Here is a 19,624-nt window from a genome sequence, read left to right as displayed (position 1 = left end):
ATAAGTTGCCTGAATTTTGCTTCTCTGATTCGAGAACGAAAATAGTATCTGTTTTTGGCATTCATCTCAGAAAGTTAGCACACTTTAGTAAGTGCTTAACTTCCTAAGACCCTTTAAAAAAATGACTTGTTTTGAGGACTGAGTGGCAAACAATTTTTCGTTTTGGGCGGTTAATCGTTCATAGACGGGGCGTGCGTGTTGCTCACCACGCGCTGCGTATCGTTCTTGCACGCTCGTGATTCCTTAATGGATTGAGTCCGCTGGGATGGTGTAGAACTATGCTCGGTCAAGTGGATTTACAGTGTAACAGCCGACAAATATTCCGGAATAGTGGCCGTCCAATTGAGTTTTTGTTGAATGGCAGCGGCTAAGGCGGTGGAGTTGCTGAGTTCGCCGTGTACCACAAAAATCTTTTCCGGCGCTTTTTCGAAGTGGCCCAGCCAATTAAGCAGACCAGCCTGATCGGCATGAGCGGAAAGCCCACCGATAGTGTAAATGGCCGCTTTGACGTGAATATCCTGGCCAAAAATTTTAACGAGTTTTGCGCCGTCGACAAGCCGTCTGCCCAATGTTCTTTCCGCTTGGAATCCGGTGATCAGGATGCTGCATTCGGCGCGGTCAAGATTGTATTTCAGGTGATGCTTGATACGGCCGGCATCGCACATGCCGCTGGCGGAAATAATGATGACGCCGTGCTTCATATGATTAAGTTGCATGGATTCTTCGATATCCTGTACAAAATGGATACGCGGTTTTTGCACATTCTGGTTCATCCAATGCAGCGCATCGGAAGCTTCCGGGTCGAGTAATGCCAGATGTTTTAGCGTGATTTCCGTCGCTGCCCGCGCCATCGGCGAATCCACATAAATGGCCATTTCACCCAATTTGCCCTGGCGGTACAAGTCAATCAGCAAAAACAACAAATCCTGCGTGCGTCCGACGGTAAAAGCCGGAATGATGACGTTGCCGCCCTTATGCACGAGTGTGTTGTTAATGGCATAAACAAGCTCGTCGAGGGTGTCCGGCATGCTGCGGTGCAGGCGGTTGCCATAAGTGGATTCTATCAACAGGATGTCAGTCTGGCGGATGAAAGCCGGATCGCGCACAATCGGATGGCCGGGTTTCCCCAAATCACCGGAGAACACAATTTTCTTGTTTCCGGTCTGTTTTTTGACCCATAACTCAATGATAGCGGAACCGAGAATATGACCGGCTTCGCGGAAGCAGCAGCGTATCGACGGATGTGGATTAAGTTCAGTGTTGTAATCGACGCGCTGCAGTTGTTTTAACAGCGCTTCCGCCTGCGTGACGGTATACAGCGGTGCAAGATCCTGAGCGGATTGACTGCGGCGGCGCGATTGATTGCGCCATTCGATTTCCTTTTCCTGAATGTAAGCGCTATCCTTCAACATCACCTGCAATAAATCCGCCGTTGCCGCCGTGCAATAAACCGGGCCGCGAAAACCCCATGCACTCAGCCGCGGCAATAAACCGGAATGATCGATATGCGCATGCGTCAGCAGGACAAAGTCGATGGTTTTGGGATCGTATTTAAAAGCCGTACGGTTTTTCTTGTCGGCTTCGCGCCCGCCCTGAAACATGCCGCAATCGACCAGAAAGCGGACAGATCCGGTTTCGATCAAATAACTGGAGCCGGTTACTTCACCTGCTGCACCCAAAAAAGTCAGTTTCATTGCATTCACTCGCTGTTATGAAGTTAGAGCGTATTCAGCACGTGCAACGTGCCATCGACCAGCAAATCCATTTCCTGCTCGTTAATAATATAGGGCGGCATGAAATAAATGGTTTTTCCCAAGGGGCGCAACACTAATTGTTGCTTCAATCCGGCTTGAAAACAGTTTGCGGCAAAATCGGGATCATCGGTTTCGGTCTCGAACGCCCAGATCATGCCGCAATTGCGGAAATTCCGGACTTTGGGATGCGCCGCTAGCGGTGCTGCGATGCGATTCAGATAGGCAGTCTTGAGCGTGTTTGTTGTAATAACCTGGTTTTGCTCAATCATATCCAGAGCAGCTAAAGCGGCGCGGCACGCCAACGCGTTGCCGGTGTGTGAATGCGAATGCAAAAAAGCGCGTGCGGTTTTGTCGTCATAAAAAGCCTGAAAAACCGCATCGGTTGTCATCACCACGGAAAGTGGCAGGTAGCCGCCGCTCAGACCTTTCGATAAGCATAGGAAGTCCGGAGCGATATTCGCCTGGTTACAAGCAAATAGGGTTCCAGTGCGGCCAAAACCGACCGCGATTTCATCGGCGATCAAATGCACTTGATAGCGGTCGCAAATTTCCCGAGCGCGCTGCAAATAAACCGGGTGGTACATGCCCATTCCCGCCGCGCCTTGCACCAGCGGTTCAAGAATCAAGGCAGCCGTTTGCGCATGGTGTTCCGCTAGATAATGTTCCAATGCCGCAGCAGCGCGGAGCGCGTAAGCTTCGGCCGGTTCGCCCGCTTCCGCGTAGCGCCAATCCGGTGTGGGGACATGAGTGCATGGTCTGAGCAGTGGTGCATACGTTTCGCGAAAAATGGCTACATCGGTGACGGATAACGCACCGAGCGTTTCGCCGTGATAATCGTTTTGCAAGCTGATAAAGCCATTTTTTTGTGGTTGTCCGTTCAAAAGCCAGTAGTGAAAGCTCATTTTTAAGGCAATCTCAATCGCCGATGCGCCGTCGCTGGCATAAAAACAGTGTCCGAGCGAACCGGGCGCGATACGTTTGAGCCGCTCCGATAGCATGACAACCGGTTCATGGGTAAAGCCTGCCAGCATGACATGCTCTATTTTTTCCAATTGATCGCGGATCGCGGCATTGATGACCGGATTGGCATGGCCGAACAAATTGACCCACCAGGAACTGATCGCATCCAAATAGCGATTACCGTCGGCATCGTATAACCACGCGCCTTTTCCGCGTACGACCGGAACGAGCGGATAGGTTTCGTGTTGTTTCATTTGCGTACAGGGGTGCCATACGGCGGCAAGGCTTCTGTGTTGAAGTTGTGATGCCGGTGAAGAAGGTGTGTGATCGGAATTTGTCATGTTTTTATGAGTATGGAAGTCAGCTAGAAATGCATGCAGTCGCAGATCATCTGCTGGTGTTACCGGTCATTGTAGACTATGAAGTATAGTTTTTCAGTGCTTTTGACCTGACATGGGATCCTTGGTACATTCAAGCCTTCAAACAATTTTACTTATTTTGCCTGCATGTACTCCAGTATTGATTCCGGTTTAACCGATTTGTTGCCCGATAATGATCCGCAACGTATTTTGTTGCACAACGAGGTGCATGCTCGCCCCAGTCAGCGTATCCGCTTGCCTGCATTGGTGGTGTATGTGGTGGTCATTAACGAAGGCATCACGCGCGAACAAGAATGCGAGCATTTGCGCCGCCTTCCCGGACAGCAAACTCTGATGCTCGAACAGTTGCAAAGTAATTTTCTGCGTTTGCGCTTACAAGGCTATACGGTGCGCTGGGAGCGTCACAGCGAATTTACACGCTATTCCGTGGTGCAAAATTTGCCCGAAACTGCGCAATTGGGGGCGACCGATCCGGAATTACTTTCTTATGTGACGTTACCGCGTGATTGGCTGGCTGAGATACCTGGCCGTACGTTTGTTGCGGTCAAACTGGCGATGGTCTGTGGCAATCTGAATCAACCCGAAGAGTTGCTGTCGCAGGCTCGTAAGTGGTTTGGGGGAAATCCTGTGGTGGCTTCGTTGATCGGTAGAGAACGGCATTCTCTGGCGGTTACCGATTTCATGTTGCGTCCTAGCGGTTTTGAACGCATGTTGGTGATTATGCCAGCGGGATCTTCCGAAACGCGTGCCGGGCGGGTTTCGCAGCGTTTGCTCGAGATCGAAACTTACCGCTTGATGGCATTGCGTGGTTTGCCGGTTGCCAAACGGTTGTTTCCTGAGTTGACCAGCGCGGAACAGCAGTTGGCGGATATCACGGCGCGGCTGGAAAATAAAGCGGCGTCCGATCAGGAATTGCTCGATACGTTGATTGCGTTAGCCGCGCGGATTGAACGTGCGACAGTTCAACACGCGTATCGCTTTGCCGCGACACAAGCATATAACAAGCTGGTGACGCAACGCATCGCCGAACTCCGGGAGCAAGCGATACCGGGCACGCAGACGATTGGCGAATTCATGCAACGGCGGTTGTCTCCGGCGATTGCGACGGTTGAAGCAACTGTGCAGCGTATGAGTTATCTTTCCGCGCGCGTTTCACGCGCCAGTGCTTTGTTGCGCACCCGTGTCGATATTTTGACTGAAACACAGAATCAGCAATTGCTGGAAAAACTGACGCGTGGTCAAGAGCTCCAGCTACGGCTGCAAAGTACGGTGGAAGGTTTGTCGATTGCGGCGATTTCGTATTATGTGGTCAGTTTATTGTTGTACATAGCTAAGGCAGGCAAGGCAGCGGGTTTGCCGATTCACCCTGAACTGGCGGCCGGGGTCATGATTCCGGTTGTACTCTGGGCGGTATGGCGGGCTACACGGCGCATTCACGATAAGTTTTTTAAGCTGCACTAAAATGAGTAACAGGCTTGAAAAAACCTCGGCGGGTTATTTTCAAGCCTGTTCTGTGAGCAGACAATGCTGCAATGTTATTGCAGATAGCGCTCGAATGGATACAATGGATTAATTCCCCGTCCTTCGGCGCCTACCGCAGGTACCGTGAAATATTCATCCGCCGCGAGGTTATCGCTCAGCGCATGAGTGGCTGTGATCAGCACATTATTTCCTGCATGACCGTGAGGAACGGCCAATTCCGGATGGTCAAAAGGCGCTTTCTCATAGCGTACACGATCATCTGTCAGGCTTTTCAGAAAATTCAGCAAATCTTCACGGCTTTCCGATGACAATTGCAAATCAACCAGTGAAAAAACTTTGCCGAATTCTTTCGGTGGCACTTCAAAATTACCGCCCCGGATATAAAATTCCAGCACTTCTTCCAATGAGGCCATACCGCCGTTATGCATGTAAGGTCCCGTTAACTCTATGTTTCTTAGTGTTGGAATTTTGAATGTGCCTGCAGCGGCGCTTAAAAAGCGTTTTCTATTGGCTTTGTTCAGTTCCGCAGCAGCTGCGTCAACTGTCGGGATAAATGCACCTACTGGATTAAAACAATCCGCGGTATCTTGCGTTTGCTTTTGTATGCCATCCGCGCGGGTAAATAGCAAAGGATGTGGCCTATCGCGATCCAGTGCAATGGCCGTATCAAGATCGCATGCCCGTACATCGGCAACATAAGGATCAACAACCCCGGCTTTATTGCCGGCCAAAAGCTGCATGTATTGATCGGCGAACGATAAGGGATTTCCAAAGGGATCGACGCCACCCAAACCGATATCGTTTTCTACGGGCGTGACGCCGGTTCCGGAAAAGCCGGTATCCTGAAACATCATGCCGCCGGTCAGCGATAAATAGGTAATAACATTCGTGGTACTGATGCGGAAAGAAGAGTTACCGAAAGCATGCGGGTTGATTTTTTGCAAGATTCCATTCGTTACGACAGCGGATGAGGTGAAATTTGGACCGATATGGCAGAGTGCGCAATGTGAATCACGAAAAACGTCCAGACCGCGCAGTGCCGACTCGCTTAGTTCAGTCGGCATGCCATGTTCATCAACAGCGCTTTGGTCAAAAGGTGAATCGTCGGAAATCAATGTCGATTCATACATTTGAATAGCAAGCGCAAAGAACATAGCAAAATTGGCTTCTATTTGCCGGTAAGGCAGATCGTGTGTTGCCGAGGCAGGCGAGGGGGAACCAAACGGACCAACATCGTTATGCTTCCAGTACTTGGAATTGAATGCATCCATGACCAACCGGTAATAACGCGTATTCAAACCTTTCTGCAAGTTATTATTGGTGCTGTGTGCCAATGGACCTAGAACACTGTCGTTCCAGTGAACACGTTGATGCTCCAGCGGCTTACGGTTTAATAATTTACGGCCCAGATCAGCGAAGGTGCGGCCATGACAACTCATTTCAAAGTTATCCAATGGAGGAGCGACGGCTAGGGATGCAAGCGAGGAATTGATTAGTCTTAACCGTTGTTTGGTGACTGTGCCGTCGCTATTCTTCACCCAGACACCGGCATCCGGATCGCGATCTCCCCAAGGGCTACTGCCGTTGAAAATGTTGTTGGCGCGGCCATCCCAGAAGCTGCGAAAATTGAAAACTGAATTGATGATGGTCGGTGTATTACGCGGTTCTACCTTGCGCGTGCTTTTTGCGCCGGCATGAAATACCGGATCGGTGTTGCGTTCGCATTCATCGTTTTTTTCCTGAAACCATTCAACATCACGATAATCGCCGCCGAAAGTGCCTGAGGACGATACCACGTCATTATTAATATAAATTGGCTCACCGGTGGGACTCATCGGATCGCTGGTTTGAAAAAATGGAAAATCGGTCTTTTTCAGTTTGCTATTCGGTCCGCGAAGCGTTCCGTCGCTTGCCAGTGAGAATTCCTTCGGTAGTGTGCTATTTCTACCGGCTGGTGCAATCTGATTTTTTGTGCGGCGGTCTGCGCCCGCATGATAGTGGCAGGTGGCACAAGCGATACCGTCGCTTCCTACACTAACATCCCAGAATAAAGCTTTGCCCAATGCGATTGCTTTGTTCTTGTTGATAATGATTGGATCAGGGCCATCCAATAAACCGGGAACTTCTGGAACCGGTGCGCCTTTCAGAGACATGGGAATAGGCCCGAATCCGTCAGCGTGCGACACTGAAACGATGCAAATAGTAAGGCAAGCTATCCGGACTAAGGTAATAATGGTGTTTTTTATATTGATTATCATGATATTACTCCTCATGCGCCCTGCAATTCAGTATGTGCGCTATGGTGTGTTATGGAACATCAGAACGATTTACATGTTTGAGGCGCTCACAATTGTGTTCATCACGAGCTGCGCTTAAGCTGCGTGAAATTTATTAGTTATGGCTTGATGGATTTTTTTGGCGAAACCGGAGGATTCTGTAAAAACCCTCCGTAGCTGCTTATTGATACATCATGCGGTGATTAAGCTGCGGCTTCGCATGAATCTGTTGGTGATCTTCTCAGACGCCAACCAACCAAACCCAGACCTGCGAGCAACATCGCCCAGGTTTCTGCTTCCGGCACTGCGCTAACCGTCAATTCAAATGCGCCACCCGCAGAGGCATGGTTGGTGCCACCGACATATACGGCGTACCAGCCTGATGCTAAGTCGTTGAATGTTAGTGTTGCTACGTTTGCACCAGTGCTACCGGTTACACCGTTTTCAAATGTGTTGGTTACGCTAACATCATGCGCGCCGGTAAAAATGGTTTCGCCCCAACCTGTGTCGGCCGCTGTGAATGCTGCCGGACCTGAAACTGCATACCCAAGGGTTTCGATGGCGTTACCGCCTTGACCGTTGGCCATCCACAGCGTGCCTGCATCGCCCATTGCACCGGTAGCATTTAATGAGTGTGGTGTGCCAAATCCTGCGGCGCTGATTTCTGAACCAAAGCCTTCGGTGCCGCCGTCAAATTTCGCCGCGCCGGTTGCCCATACGGTCAAACCGGGAGCGAATCCAGCAGCTCCAGAAACGGTTACGCTAACATCTGCCAAATTGGTATTTTGAAAAACAAACCAATCTCCGGTATGCGCCCAAGCAGAGAAATTCAGATTCGGATTGCCTGTGTATGCGCTTTTCAAGCCACTTTCATTGGCTGTAATGGTTTCACCCAGACTCACGACATTATCGCTGCCGACCCAGCCTTTGGGTGATACGGCATCGGCTGCATGGACATTGCTGCTTGCCAATGCTGCAAGCGAAATAATGACGGCTGAAGCCAGTGTACTTGTTTTCTTATGATATGATTTTAATTGCATTTCTTTTCTCCAAAACGATACTATTTAAAGGTTTTGCGGCGCTGCCGGTTGCTTGTAGAATTGAGAAGAAACAACAACTGTGCGGCGCTTCTTTTTGAGCGATGATCTGAAACCTGTGTGTAATGTCACACTGTCTGTTTCAGCTACTCCCCATACTCACGGGAGGCAACCCGGCCATCTCACAATGTTGAGATTCAAGTGAGATCCGCTGGCTTTCCGTGCTTGTCTAGTGGCAAGCGTGGCTTTGTCTGGTATCTGTCTCAATAAATTACGTTTTTATAGTTTATGGGAAAATTCTGATAAAACAATGCGACAAATTGTCGCTGCGGCAAATTGCCGCACCTCAATAGTGGTGCGGCATTGCGCCAAAAATTATCGAGAAATTGCCAGACAAATTAACCGCTTTGAGCACACATCAAGCATGGTAAAATCCGGCCTTCTGAAAAATTGCCAATATCATGAATTCCACCGTTATTACCGCTTTGTCTCCCCTGGATGGCCGTTATCACAGCAAAGTTGAGCCATTACGATTCTATTTCAGTGAATTCGCGCTGATTCGTTTCCGTGTGCAAGTTGAGGTTGCGTGGCTTAGAGCATTGAGCGGTGACCCTGAGATTGCTGAAGTACCGGCTTTTTCCGCAGCAACTCACGCGCAATTGGACGATTTGGCTGCCAATTTCTCGATCGAAGACGCGGCGGCGGTTAAAGCCATTGAAGCGACAACCAATCATGACGTCAAGGCGGTGGAATATTGGTTAAAGCAAAAACTCGCCGGTAATGCGGAAGTGGTGAAAGTGGCCGAGTTTATTCATTTCGCCTGCACCTCGGAAGATATCAATAATCTGTCGCACGGCTTGATGTTGAAGCTGAGTCTGGAAAAAGTCATGTTACCCGCGCTCGACAGAATCATTGCGCGCTTGATCGAATTGGCACACCAATTGGCGGATGTCGCGATGTTGGCCCGCACGCACGGGCAACCGGCAACACCGACGACCTTAGGCAAGGAGATCGCCAATACCGTGTACCGTTTGCAACGCGGCAGGGAAAGACTCGCGGCTGTCGCCATACTGGGGAAAATCAATGGCGCAGTAGGTAATTACAACGCGCATTTATCCGCGTACCCGGATCTGGATTGGGAAAAATTCGCGCAATCGTTTGTCGAGAAGTTGGGACTGGAATTTAATCCTTACACGACTCAGATTGAGCCGCACGATACCATGGCGGAATTGTTCGATGCCTATGCCCGGATCAATACCGTTTTACTGGATTTGAACCGCGATATCTGGGGCTATATTTCGCTCGGCTATTTCAAGCAAAAAACCAAAGCGGATGAAGTCGGTTCTTCCACGATGCCGCATAAAGTCAATCCGATTGATTTTGAAAACTCGGAAGGCAATTTGGGAATTGCTAATGCTCTGTTGCGGCATTTGAGCGAAAAATTACCCGTATCCCGCTGGCAGCGCGATTTAACCGACTCCACCGTGCTGCGTAATATGGGTGTCGCGTTAGGTCACACGCTGCTGGCTTATGACTCGTGCCTTAAAGGGCTCAACAAACTGGACGTGAATATGGCGCAGCTGGCCGCTGATTTGGATAATGCCTGGGAGATTCTGGCGGAGCCGATTCAAACCGTGATGCGGCGCTATGGCGTTGCCAATCCTTATGAACAGCTAAAAGCACTGACGCGCGGCAAAGGCGGAATTACCCAGGCAGCGTTGCATCAATTTATCTCCGGTCTAAGCATTCCGGAGGCAGAAAAAAATCGTTTATTGGCGATGACGCCGCGGAACTATATTGGCAAAGCACGCGATCTGGCCGTAAGAATCAAAAACTGAAAATTATGTCTATGAGCAACATACTGATCTGTTACACTAATTAATCATTTCTCTACGTATTCTTAGATAAATTTTCATTTCCGGCTTGAAATTCGGCAGAGCTGTCCCAATATCGCCCTCACAGTTATGAGGAGCTACGATGCAAAGTCCAGAAAATTCACACAACACAGAAGCGAGTCCAAAAGATATGGCTGATTCCCAGGAAGAAATCAAAATCCCCGGAGCGACTAACGATGCCACCATCCAAACTGGGGAAATCACTAACGCGCAACCCGATTTGGAACATTTACTGAAAGAAGCGGAGATCAAAGCGGCCGAGCATCACGATGCCTGGATCCGCGCCAAGGCGGAAACGGAAAATATCCGCAAACGCGCGCAAACCGACGTTTCCAATGCGCATAAATATGCGATTGAGAATTTTTCGGCGCAATTGCTGACGGTAATGGACAGTTTGGACGCCGCATTGGCGGTTGAGAACGCGACTATTGAAAATTTCAAGAGCGGCATGGAGCTTACACAAAAACAACTCACCAGCGTTTTCGATAAATTCAATATTAAGGTGATTGATCCTAAAGGCGAGAAATTCGATCCGCATCAACATCAAGCCATGTGCATGATTGATTCCGAACTACCGCCGAATACCGTGGTTCAAGTCATGCAAAAAGGCTACAAGCTGCATGAGCGCATTATCCGTCCGGCGCTTGTATCCGTTTCAAAAGCAAAAGACTCTTGAATTTTTTACAAGTATCTCCATTTTTATACCCATCGACAGACAGAATTAATCTTTAAAAGGATCTAAACATGGCAAAAATCATCGGTATCGACCTGGGTACCACGAACTCTTGTGTAGCCGTCATGGAAAACGGCAAGCCCAAAGTCATAGAGAATTCGGAAGGTACGCGAACAACTCCTTCCATCGTGGCCTATACGGAAGAAAATGAAGTTCTGGTGGGTGCCTCCGCCAAGCGTCAAGCAATCACGAATCCTAGAAACACACTGTTTGCAGTCAAACGGCTGATCGGACGGCGTTTTAACGAAGATATGGTCCAGCGCGATATCAAGATGGTTCCGTATAGTATTGTTAAAGCGGATAACAATGATGCGTGGGTGGAAGTTCGCGGCAAGAAAATCGCACCGCCCGAAGTCTCCGCGCAAGTATTGATGAAAATGAAAAAAACCGCCGAGGATTATTTGGGTGAAACTGTTACCGAAGCGGTCATCACGGTACCGGCTTATTTCAATGATTCACAACGTCAGGCAACCAAAGATGCCGGACGGATTGCCGGTCTCGAAGTAAAACGGATTATCAATGAACCGACCGCTGCAGCACTGGCTTTCGGTCTCGATAAAAAAGAAGGCGACCGGAAAATCGCGGTATACGACTTGGGTGGCGGTACGTTCGATATTTCCATCATCGAGATTGCCGAAATTGAAGGTGAACATCAATTTGAAGTACTGGCGACCAACGGCGATACATTCCTTGGTGGTGAGGATTTTGACTCGCGCGTGATCGAATATCTGGTGGATGAATTCAAGAAAGAAACCGGTATCGATCTGAAAAAAGATATGCTGGCGTTGCAACGCCTGAAAGATGCGGCGGAAAAAACCAAAATCGAGTTATCTTCCAGCCAGCAGACCGAAGTGAATTTGCCGTATATCACGGCGGATGCTTCCGGACCGAAACACTTGGCGGTCAAAATAACCCGCGCGAAACTGGAAAGTCTGGTGGAAGATTTGATCGAGCGTACCGCAGGACCATGCCGCACGGCGATCAAAGATGCCGGTCTATCCGCATCGGACATCGACGACGTCATTCTGGTGGGCGGACAAACCCGTATGCCGAAAGTGCAAGATAAGGTAAGAGAAATTTTCGGTAAAGAACCACGCAAAGATGTAAATCCGGACGAAGCGGTAGCGGTTGGTGCGGCCATTCAAGGCGGTGTGCTGAAAGGCGACGTTAAGGATGTCCTGTTGCTGGATGTGACGCCATTGTCACTGGGTATCGAGACGCTGGGCGGTGTAATGACCAAACTGATTCAGAAAAATACCACGATCCCGACCAAGGCGCAGCAAGTATTTTCCACCGCGGACGATAACCAGACCGCAGTGACGATCCACGTGCTGCAAGGCGAGCGTGAGATGGCATCAGGAAACAAAAGCCTGGGGCAATTTAACTTGAGCGATATTCCGGCAGCGCCGCGTGGTTTGCCGCAAATCGAAGTGACATTCGACATCGATGCTAATGGTATCTTGCACGTATCCGCGAAGGACAAGGCGACCGGCAAGGAAAACAAAATCAAGATCCAGGCAAGCTCAGGGCTGTCGGATGATGAAATTGAACGCATGGTCAAAGACGCCGAAGCGCACGCCGAGGAAGATCATAAGGCACTGGAACTGGTTTCCAGCCGTAATCAATGCGATGCGATGATTCATTCAGTGAAGAAATCGCTGAAGGAGCACGGCGATCAATTGGACAGTGATGAAAAAGCTAAGATCGAAGCTGCGCTGAAAGATGCCGAAGACGTGCTGAAAGCCGACAATAAGGACGAGATCGATGCCAAAACACAGGCGTTAACCGAAGCGGCGCATAAATTGGCTGAAAAGATGTATCAACAGAAAGATCAGCAAGGCGGCGGAGAAGCGCAACCTGAAGCTGGATCTTCATCATCATCATCCGGCCGGGGTGAGAAACCGGTGGAAGGCGAGGTGGTTGATGCGGAATTTGAGGAAGTTAAAAACAAAAAGTAATTGTTGTTAAAACAATCGAACGCAGAGACGCACACGGCAGCGCAGTAAATGCCTGTGTGAGCTCTGCGTTTTAGTGTTTGCATAAAGCGTAAATTTCAACAATCAGAACCATATATCCTTATCATGCGAGCAGGAAGCCAAGATGAGTAAGCGAGATTATTATCATGTGCTCGGTGTCAGCCGCGATGCCGATGAAGCGACAATCAAAAAATCGTATCGTAAATTGGCGATGAAGTATCACCCCGATCGCAATGCAGGCGATGTGAAATCGGAGGAGATGTTCAAAGAAGCCAAAGAGGCTTATGAAGTATTGACGGATGCGAATAAGCGGGCTGCATACGATCAATTCGGACATGCCGGCGTTGATGCAAATGCAGGGGGAGGCGCTGGTGCACAGGGCTTCAGCGATGCGTTTAGCGATATTTTCGGCGATATTTTCGGCGGACGCGGCGGACGTTCCAATGTACATCGCGGTTCTGATTTACGCTACAACTTAGAAATTTCCCTGGAACAGGCAGCGCATGGAACTGAAACTAAAATCCGCATTCCCACTTTGGAAGAATGCGATGCATGTCACGGCAGCGGTTCCAAACCAGGTAGCTCGCCGAAAACCTGCCCGACTTGTAACGGCCACGGGCAGGTCAGAATGCAGCAAGGATTTTTCTCTATCCAACAAACCTGCCCCAAGTGTCAAGGCAACGGCAAAATTATTACTCACCCCTGCGCAAGCTGTCATGGCGTAGGGCGCATTAAGCAGCAAAAGACACTGAACGTAAAAATTCCTGAAGGTGTGGATGATGGCGATCGCATTCGTATTTCCGGTGAAGGTGAAGCTGGTTTAAACGGCGGCCCCCCAGGCGATTTGTATGTTGTGATTCACTTATCGGCGCATTCCGTTTTCCGCCGCGACGGCGATAATTTGCACTGTGAAATTCCGATCAGTTTTACCGTGGCCGCGCTGGGTGGAGAAATTGAAGTGCCGACACTGGAAGGCCATGCCAAAATCAAAGTGCCCGCTGAAACCCAAACCGGCAAGATCTTCCGCTTGCGCAGCAAAGGAATCAAAGGTGTGCGCAGTCATGAAAAAGGCGATTTACTTTGCCATGTTGTGGTGGAAACTCCGGTCAAACTGACGGCGCGCCAGAAAGAACTGTTGGAAGAATTGGAGGCAATCAGCTTGAAAGATGGCCCTCGCCACAGTCCGCGCGCTAAGTCGTGGATGGATAAAGCGCGGGAATTCTTCTCCGAATAGAAAACCGCTTAATTTATTATTAATCAATACTGTAGTTATGACATTGGTAATGTGCGGGTGTCATGAACAATTTTGACTGACATTTAACAAAGAGTTTACATTCGCTTCACAATTGGATTGCTTTCTCGATTTATAGTTACGCCTGAGTTCACGAAACACTATGATTTTAATCAGGCAGTCATTACAAATTTAATTCAGGGAGTAATCATGGCGACAATATCTTTTCTGGTTAACGGTTCAGCAGCCAATCAAGCTAAAGCATGGGTGACAGTTGAAGAAGTGGCGGACGGGGCGCTATTGTTCAAAGTGAAACAAGTCGGTAGTGCCATGGGAAATTTGTATGGGTTATATTTTGATATCGGAGATGAAAGTATTCTTAGTACGCTCAGAATTATTGCTGTTTCCGATAATATCCGTGTTGACGAAGAAATAGTCAGCTGCTTGAAGAATGGCACCGATGCAAATCAATCGCACCTGCGTGACAATGGTCAAAATGGGATGAACAGCTATAGTTTTATTCTGCACAGCACGATGCGCGCGCTGATGCTCAGCGATTTTCCGCACATACAGCTTGATTACTCCGGTGATTACGGTGATTCAAATATTAAAATCGATGATGATTTTAGCCATCGGTGGTTATATATGGGATTGTTTTAAGCGGCATAACATTCCTCCGCTTGCACGCCAGTAACTTTGGCGCTATCCATTTTATCCAAGTGTGTGTTTGTTGAGTAGAACCCGATACCGCCGGTTCTATTAGCGGTATCGGGTTAAACGAAGGTTCATAGCGTTAAGACAATCTTTCCAGCGGGTTGATTTTGTTCAAGATACTGTTGTGCTGCGGCGGCATCGGCTAGCGCGAAAGTACGGGCAATTTTTACAGTCAGCTTATTTTCATCGAACAATGCGGCACACTGCCGCAGTATTTCACCCTGATAGCGTTTTGCTTCTTCCAGTTCCAGTAAAACCGGTGACAGCATCATTTCCAGACTGAATCGCACATTGCGTTTTCGTGCTTCGCTCCAATCGGTATCCGGCGAAGGTTGCAGAATGGTGACTACATCGCCGTAGGGCTTTATGCAGCCAAAACAGCTTTGCAGTACGTCCGGTCCGACTGTATCAAACGCGATATCCACGCCATTACCGTCAGCCCATTGCAACACTTCCGCAGTTACATCGTGTGTCCGGTAGTTGATAATGAGATCGGCACCGAGCTGCTGTACAAAATGTGCTTTTTCCTCGCTGCTGACCGTCGTGATGACTTTGGCACCGGCCAGTTTTGCCAATTGGATAGCGGCATGACCGACACCACCGGCGCCCGCATGGATTAAGACTGTTTGACCCTTAGTAATGTGCGCCCGGTCATGCAATGCTTCCCATGCGGTGATAAAAACCAGCGGTGCCGCAGCGGCTTGTTCAAATGACAATGAGCGCGGCTTCAAAGCCAACAGGCTAGCATCAACCAGCACATACTCGGCATACGTGCCCTGGCGATTGTTGAAGCCGGGCTGAGAAAAATACACTTCGTCGCCGGGTTGGAAATTTTTTACCTGCTTGCCTACACTTTCCACTATACCGGCGCCGTCGCAGCCTGGAATGACCGGAAAAGTCACCGGGAAACGCTGCGGCGCCGTGCGGATTTTACAATCGATCGGATTGATGCCCACTGCTTTAATACGGATCAAGACTTGCTTGTCACCACACTGGCTGAGAGATTCTACCTTGCCATATTGCAGAACCTCTATTGTTCCACCGGTATTGAAATAGATTGCTTTCATGGGTTGCGCTCTTATGGTTACTGTTCGTGGTATTGCATGGATTGAAGATGCCGTGCATCCAAGATTTTACCGGACGACTCTCAAGGATTAGCAATCATTCCATAAAGCTTATCTTTATATAACAATCGCTTCTTTTTCAATTCCTCCAAGTATTCATCGGTGGTATTCTCAACGCCTTCTTCGATTCTTAGGATTTCACGATTGAGATCGTGATATTCCTCAAACAGGCGCGCGAAGTGAGTGTTATTGGTTTTTAATTCATGAATGCGGTCATAATATTCCGGGAATTCATGGTGTAAATCGTGTTTGTCGATCATTGGGATACTCCTCTTATTATTCTCGGTGCAATTTTACATTTTGACTGACTGCGAAGAATAGGCGCTGATACAGATCAAAATTCCAACGGGTCGACATCCAGCACCCAGCGTACTTTTTGGCTAGGTAATGTGGTGATTTTTGCATACCAACCGGTCAGAAAAGTGTGCAAATGTTTGCGTGAGGAAGATTGTACCAGTAAGTGCGCACGTTCCAAGCCTTTCAGCCGTGACATGTGCGCCGGCACCGGGTCGAATAATTCAACCGCTTGCGGCGGGCGGGCAAGCTGTGCCGCTTGGGCAAGAAAATCCAGTACGGTTTTTATATGATGTGCTTCCGCTCGCAATAGGGCTTGATAAACATAAGGCGGGAATCCGGCTATTTTTCTTTCCGCCAGCAGAGTCTGTGCCAGCGCATCGTAATCGTGCCGTTGTAACGCTTGGTACAACGGATGATCCGGAAACTCAGTTTGAATCAATACGTGCCCGGCAACATTGGCGCGCCCGGCACGCCCGGCGACTTGCATCAGTTGCGCAAATAATCGTTCACTGGCCCGAAAATCGGTGCTATAGAGCGCACCATCGGCATTCAGAATACCCACTAAGGATAGATTGGGAAAATCATGGCCTTTGGCCAGTAATTGTGTACCGATCAGAATATCCACCTGATGCGTATGAACGGCATGCAGAATCTCTTGCCACGCATGTTTGCGGCGCGTGCTGTCGCGATCGATGCGCAAAATCCGCGCCGCCGGAAAATGTGCGGTCAATGTTTCTTCCACGCGTTGCGTGCCTTGCCCGAAAGGGGCGATATCCTGATTGCCGCACTGCGGGCAAGCGCGTGGAAACTGTTCCTGATGACCACAGTGGTGGCAGCGTAGCTTTTTATCGCGCAGGTGCACAACCAAGCGGCTGGAACATCGCTGGCAGGGAGCTGTCCAGCCGCAGGACTTGCACAGCAATACGGGTGCATAGCCGCGCCGGTTGATAAAAATGAGGCTTTGATGTTTTTCCTGTAGACACTGATTGAGTGCTTGGATCAGTGGATCGGATAAACCTTCCTGGGTTTTGTGGATGCGCGTATCAATGCATTGAATCAAGGGCAGGGTAGCATTCTGCACTGCGCGGGAAAGCAGGCGTATATGCCGGTAACGGTTTGTGAGTGCATTGTAATAACTTTCCAATGACGGCGTAGCCGAGCCCAGTATCACCGGGATAGCGCTTTGCCTGGCACGGAAAATCGCCAGATCGCGCGCGGAATAGCGCAATCCATCTTGTTGTTTGAACGAGCTATCCTGTTCTTCATCGACGATAATCACACCAAGATCGGATAATGGGGTAAACACGGCCAAGCGCGTGCCCAGGATAATTTTGGCTTCACCGCTCTCGGCTTGCAGCCAACCGGATAACCGCTCGGTATCGTTGAGACCGCTATGCAGACTGACCAATGGAACGGTAGAAAAACGGGCGCGAAAAACACCTTCCAATTGGGGGGTCAGGCTGATTTCGGGAATCAGCACCAGTGCTTGCAGGCCTTGTGCCAGTACGGATTCGATAATTCTGAGATACACCTCGGTTTTGCCGCTGCCGGTCACACCATGCAGCAACCAAGTATTGAATTGCTTACCATCGACAGTGATGGCATTTACCGCGATTTCTTGTTCGGCAGTCAATACGGGCATTTTTGCAACGCTCGCCGCCGTTGAGGTTGAACAGAGTTCTGACGTGATCCAGCCGAGCTGAATCCAATCTTGCAGCAATTTTTCCGCACGGAGTGAAATGTGCTTGATCTGCGGGCTGGTTAGCGTGACAGCTTGTTGAAATTCATTGAGCAGGCGGCGCGCTACCCGATTACGTGCAGGAATTTGCGTTAACTCAACATTTTTACCGGCTGAGGTCAGGCTGTATTGATACTGATGCGGTTTTCTTTTTAAGCTAACCGGTTTGTTATTACGCAGCTTAACGGGCAGGCCATTCATGATCACCATACCCAGCGGGTGATGATAATACTGGCTGCAAAAATGAAATAAATCCAGCAATGCAGCGGGTAGAGGCTTTATTTCCCTGAAGATGCAATACGCGGATTTTAGTTTCTCAATGGGAATCTGCGTTTCGTCGCTAACCGCGAGGATAATCCCGGTGACTTGTTTTTTGCCGAAAGGCACACAGGCGCGCAGCCCGATATCGTGTTGACTGGCGTCCTCTGCGTGATAATCAAACAGTGTGTCGACTGGAACATTCAGTGCGACACGGATGATGGGCATGAGTAGCCGGATTTATAACAAAGGTGAAGCACAACTCACCGGGCATGGAGCAAGTTCCGGTGAGTATTGTGCGTTTAAGATGTAGACAACCGGTTATTTAGAAACACGGTACAGTGTGACCGATGGCTCACCGGGTTTGTCCAGTTTGGCGGTGTTGCCATCCGAACTGAGGGTGAAGCCGATGCTGCCTTCTACATCGGAGAAACCGGCGCAACCATTGGTGTTATAGGTGAAGCTGGATAAACTGAAATTATTCCCGCCCTTGTTATAGGTATAAGAAGAAAATTCGATACCGGGTTTTGCGCATTTTACTTGATCTTCACGCTGTGTTGCGCCCGTCGGATCGATCATCATATATTTGCCATTGGGGAAGAAGACCAAAGTCTGTGTTTTGATCGCTTCACTGTCATATGCCCATGCGCCGACAATACCGTTTGCGTCGTTATCAATTTTAGAGTAGCGGGATTCTTTGACTTCTTTTTCCGCAACTTCATTTTCATCGCTTAACTGTATCGGTTTGGCAATATGGAAGAGTTCACCGAATACACTGCCTTGTTCGCGTGCTCTTTGCACCGTGACAATATCGGAATTAATCAATTCTGAACCATCGGTGCGTACCCGCCGCGTCGGACCTGGGTTGGAGAAACCGGCTTTCAGATTGGTATCCACGCTGGGGGTGCTCACCAGCTTGAAGCCGCGGTTGTCAAAATCAGCCGCTTTGGCTACGCCATATTCAACACCGGCCTGAAACACGGTTTTCCCGCCGCACACCCGGTTTTCATCACAAGAATCGTCCGGTCTTGCGTCGCCTTGCAAGTATTCTCCGCTGCTATCGGCAGCCACCCGCAACACACTGGCGGTTTGGTTGGTATAACTGACCCAGACTTGCGCGCTGAGCAGTGCGACACCTTGGGAAAGAAAGTGCGTGCGTGCGGCTTCGGGTGATTTCACTTCACCCGAAATACCGCTGGCTTCCATAATATCTTTTAACCCGGCGGAATCAGCGAATGTTTCGGGATTGCTATCCAGATTAATCGATCCTTTAACAGCGTTAGCCGTTTCGCGCGAAATGGAAATACCGTTGGAAAGATCGCTATCGGAATCCAATGATTGTAGTAAAACCAGCAGATTTTGTAATTTATTAGCGTTGTCACCGGCCAATTCAATCGGTGTCACAATCTGTGAACCGGGAATATTACCCAATGTCAAACCGCCCAGTTTGAATTCAATTTTGTCACCATGATTGAAATTAAAACTACCTTTCTCGTCAGTGGTGCCGGATTTACCGGAAGTTGCCGCAAACGCTACGCCGGATACGGGGGAGTCAACTAAAATACCGGTTGCAGGGCCTGTCGGCATGGCTCTTTTGACAGCTGTTGCTGACGATGATGACGAAGAGGATGAGGTATCGAGTGCTTTTTCACCGTCGTTGTCGCAGGCAGCTAGACCAACAACAAATACTGTGGATAATACGGGTATCCATGATTTTTTTCTTAATTGCTGTTTAGATTTCATTAAGATGCTCTCTTTTTGATTAATTA

Annotated in this window: 14 protein-coding genes and 1 riboswitch; of the genes, 6 read left to right on the top strand and 8 right to left on the bottom strand. The window is 49.2% G+C overall.

Annotation, left to right across the window (positions count from 1 at the left end; genetic code table 11):
• Window positions 1-296: 296 nt before the first annotated feature.
• Window positions 297-1,694 carry an MBL fold metallo-hydrolase RNA specificity domain-containing protein gene (locus DU481_RS06615; protein ID WP_350133430.1) on the bottom strand — a complete coding sequence of 466 codons (1,398 nt, stop codon included), beginning with the start codon at window positions 1,692-1,694 and terminating at the stop codon, window positions 297-299.
• Window positions 1,695-1,717: 23 nt separating this feature from the next.
• Window positions 1,718-3,055, bottom strand: a complete 1,338-nt coding sequence (gene bioA / locus DU481_RS06610) for an adenosylmethionine--8-amino-7-oxononanoate transaminase (protein WP_350133429.1) — start codon at window positions 3,053-3,055, stop codon at window positions 1,718-1,720.
• Between the two features lie 165 nt (window positions 3,056-3,220).
• On the opposite strand from bioA, the gene DU481_RS06605 reads away from it, so the two are divergent.
• The gene (locus DU481_RS06605) at window positions 3,221-4,555 is read left to right on the top strand and encodes a DUF3422 family protein (RefSeq protein WP_350133428.1); all 1,335 of its coding nucleotides are present in this window, start codon (window positions 3,221-3,223) and stop codon (window positions 4,553-4,555) included.
• Between the two features lie 74 nt (window positions 4,556-4,629).
• Here DU481_RS06605 and DU481_RS06600 read toward each other — a convergent pair whose 3' ends face one another.
• Both DU481_RS06600 and DU481_RS06595 read right to left on the bottom strand, forming a co-directional pair.
• Window positions 4,630-6,834 carry a cytochrome-c peroxidase gene (locus DU481_RS06600; RefSeq protein WP_350133427.1) on the bottom strand — a complete coding sequence of 735 codons (2,205 nt, stop codon included), beginning with the start codon at window positions 6,832-6,834 and terminating at the stop codon, window positions 4,630-4,632.
• Between the two features lie 221 nt (window positions 6,835-7,055).
• Window positions 7,056-7,892, bottom strand: coding sequence for an FxDxF family PEP-CTERM protein (locus tag DU481_RS06595; RefSeq protein ID WP_350133426.1), 837 nt, complete (start codon window positions 7,890-7,892; stop codon window positions 7,056-7,058).
• A gap of 161 nt (window positions 7,893-8,053) precedes the next feature.
• A riboswitch (cyclic di-GMP riboswitch) is annotated at window positions 8,054-8,145 on the bottom strand.
• Window positions 8,146-8,350: 205 nt separating this feature from the next.
• Between DU481_RS06595 and purB the strand changes: the two genes are divergently transcribed.
• The 5 genes from purB to DU481_RS06570 all read left to right on the top strand — a co-directional run bounded on the left by purB (window position 8,351) and on the right by DU481_RS06570 (window position 14,384).
• Window positions 8,351-9,727, top strand: a complete 1,377-nt coding sequence (purB, locus tag DU481_RS06590; protein WP_350133425.1) for an adenylosuccinate lyase — start codon at window positions 8,351-8,353, stop codon at window positions 9,725-9,727.
• 139 nt (window positions 9,728-9,866) lie between these two features.
• Complete coding sequence (gene grpE / locus DU481_RS06585) at window positions 9,867-10,460, top strand: nucleotide exchange factor GrpE (protein WP_350133424.1); 594 nt, start codon at window positions 9,867-9,869, stop codon at window positions 10,458-10,460.
• Between the two features lie 68 nt (window positions 10,461-10,528).
• On the top strand, window positions 10,529-12,475 hold the full coding sequence (gene dnaK / locus DU481_RS06580; protein WP_350133423.1) for a molecular chaperone DnaK: 1,947 nt from the start codon (window positions 10,529-10,531) through the stop codon (window positions 12,473-12,475).
• Window positions 12,476-12,617: 142 nt separating this feature from the next.
• Window positions 12,618-13,727: a molecular chaperone DnaJ gene (gene dnaJ / locus DU481_RS06575; protein ID WP_350133422.1), complete on the top strand. Its 1,110-nt coding sequence runs from the start codon at window positions 12,618-12,620 to the stop codon at window positions 13,725-13,727.
• Window positions 13,728-13,934: 207 nt separating this feature from the next.
• Window positions 13,935-14,384: a hypothetical protein gene (locus DU481_RS06570; protein ID WP_350133421.1), complete on the top strand. Its 450-nt coding sequence runs from the start codon at window positions 13,935-13,937 to the stop codon at window positions 14,382-14,384.
• Between the two features lie 125 nt (window positions 14,385-14,509).
• Here the strand turns inward: DU481_RS06570 and DU481_RS06565 are convergent, their stop codons facing one another.
• The 4 genes from DU481_RS06565 to DU481_RS06550 form a co-directional block, all read right to left on the bottom strand.
• A complete protein-coding gene (locus DU481_RS06565; RefSeq protein WP_350133420.1) occupies window positions 14,510-15,505 on the bottom strand; it encodes a zinc-binding dehydrogenase in 996 nt (331 codons plus the stop codon).
• Window positions 15,506-15,585: 80 nt separating this feature from the next.
• Entirely contained in the window at window positions 15,586-15,822 is a 237-nt protein-coding gene (locus tag DU481_RS06560; protein WP_090319290.1) for an HP1242/YdcH family protein, read from the bottom strand.
• Between the two features lie 74 nt (window positions 15,823-15,896).
• Complete coding sequence (locus DU481_RS06555; protein WP_350133419.1) at window positions 15,897-18,083, bottom strand: primosomal protein N'; 2,187 nt, start codon at window positions 18,081-18,083, stop codon at window positions 15,897-15,899.
• Between the two features lie 93 nt (window positions 18,084-18,176).
• The gene (locus DU481_RS06550) at window positions 18,177-19,598 is read right to left on the bottom strand and encodes an adhesin (protein WP_350133418.1); all 1,422 of its coding nucleotides are present in this window, start codon (window positions 19,596-19,598) and stop codon (window positions 18,177-18,179) included.
• Window positions 19,599-19,624 lie beyond the last annotated feature (26 nt).

Origin of the sequence: Nitrosomonas sp. (assembly GCF_040240425.1) — a bacterium.
GTDB lineage: Bacteria > Pseudomonadota > Gammaproteobacteria > Burkholderiales > Nitrosomonadaceae > Nitrosomonas.
This window is presented reverse-complemented; position numbering and strand designations above follow the sequence as displayed.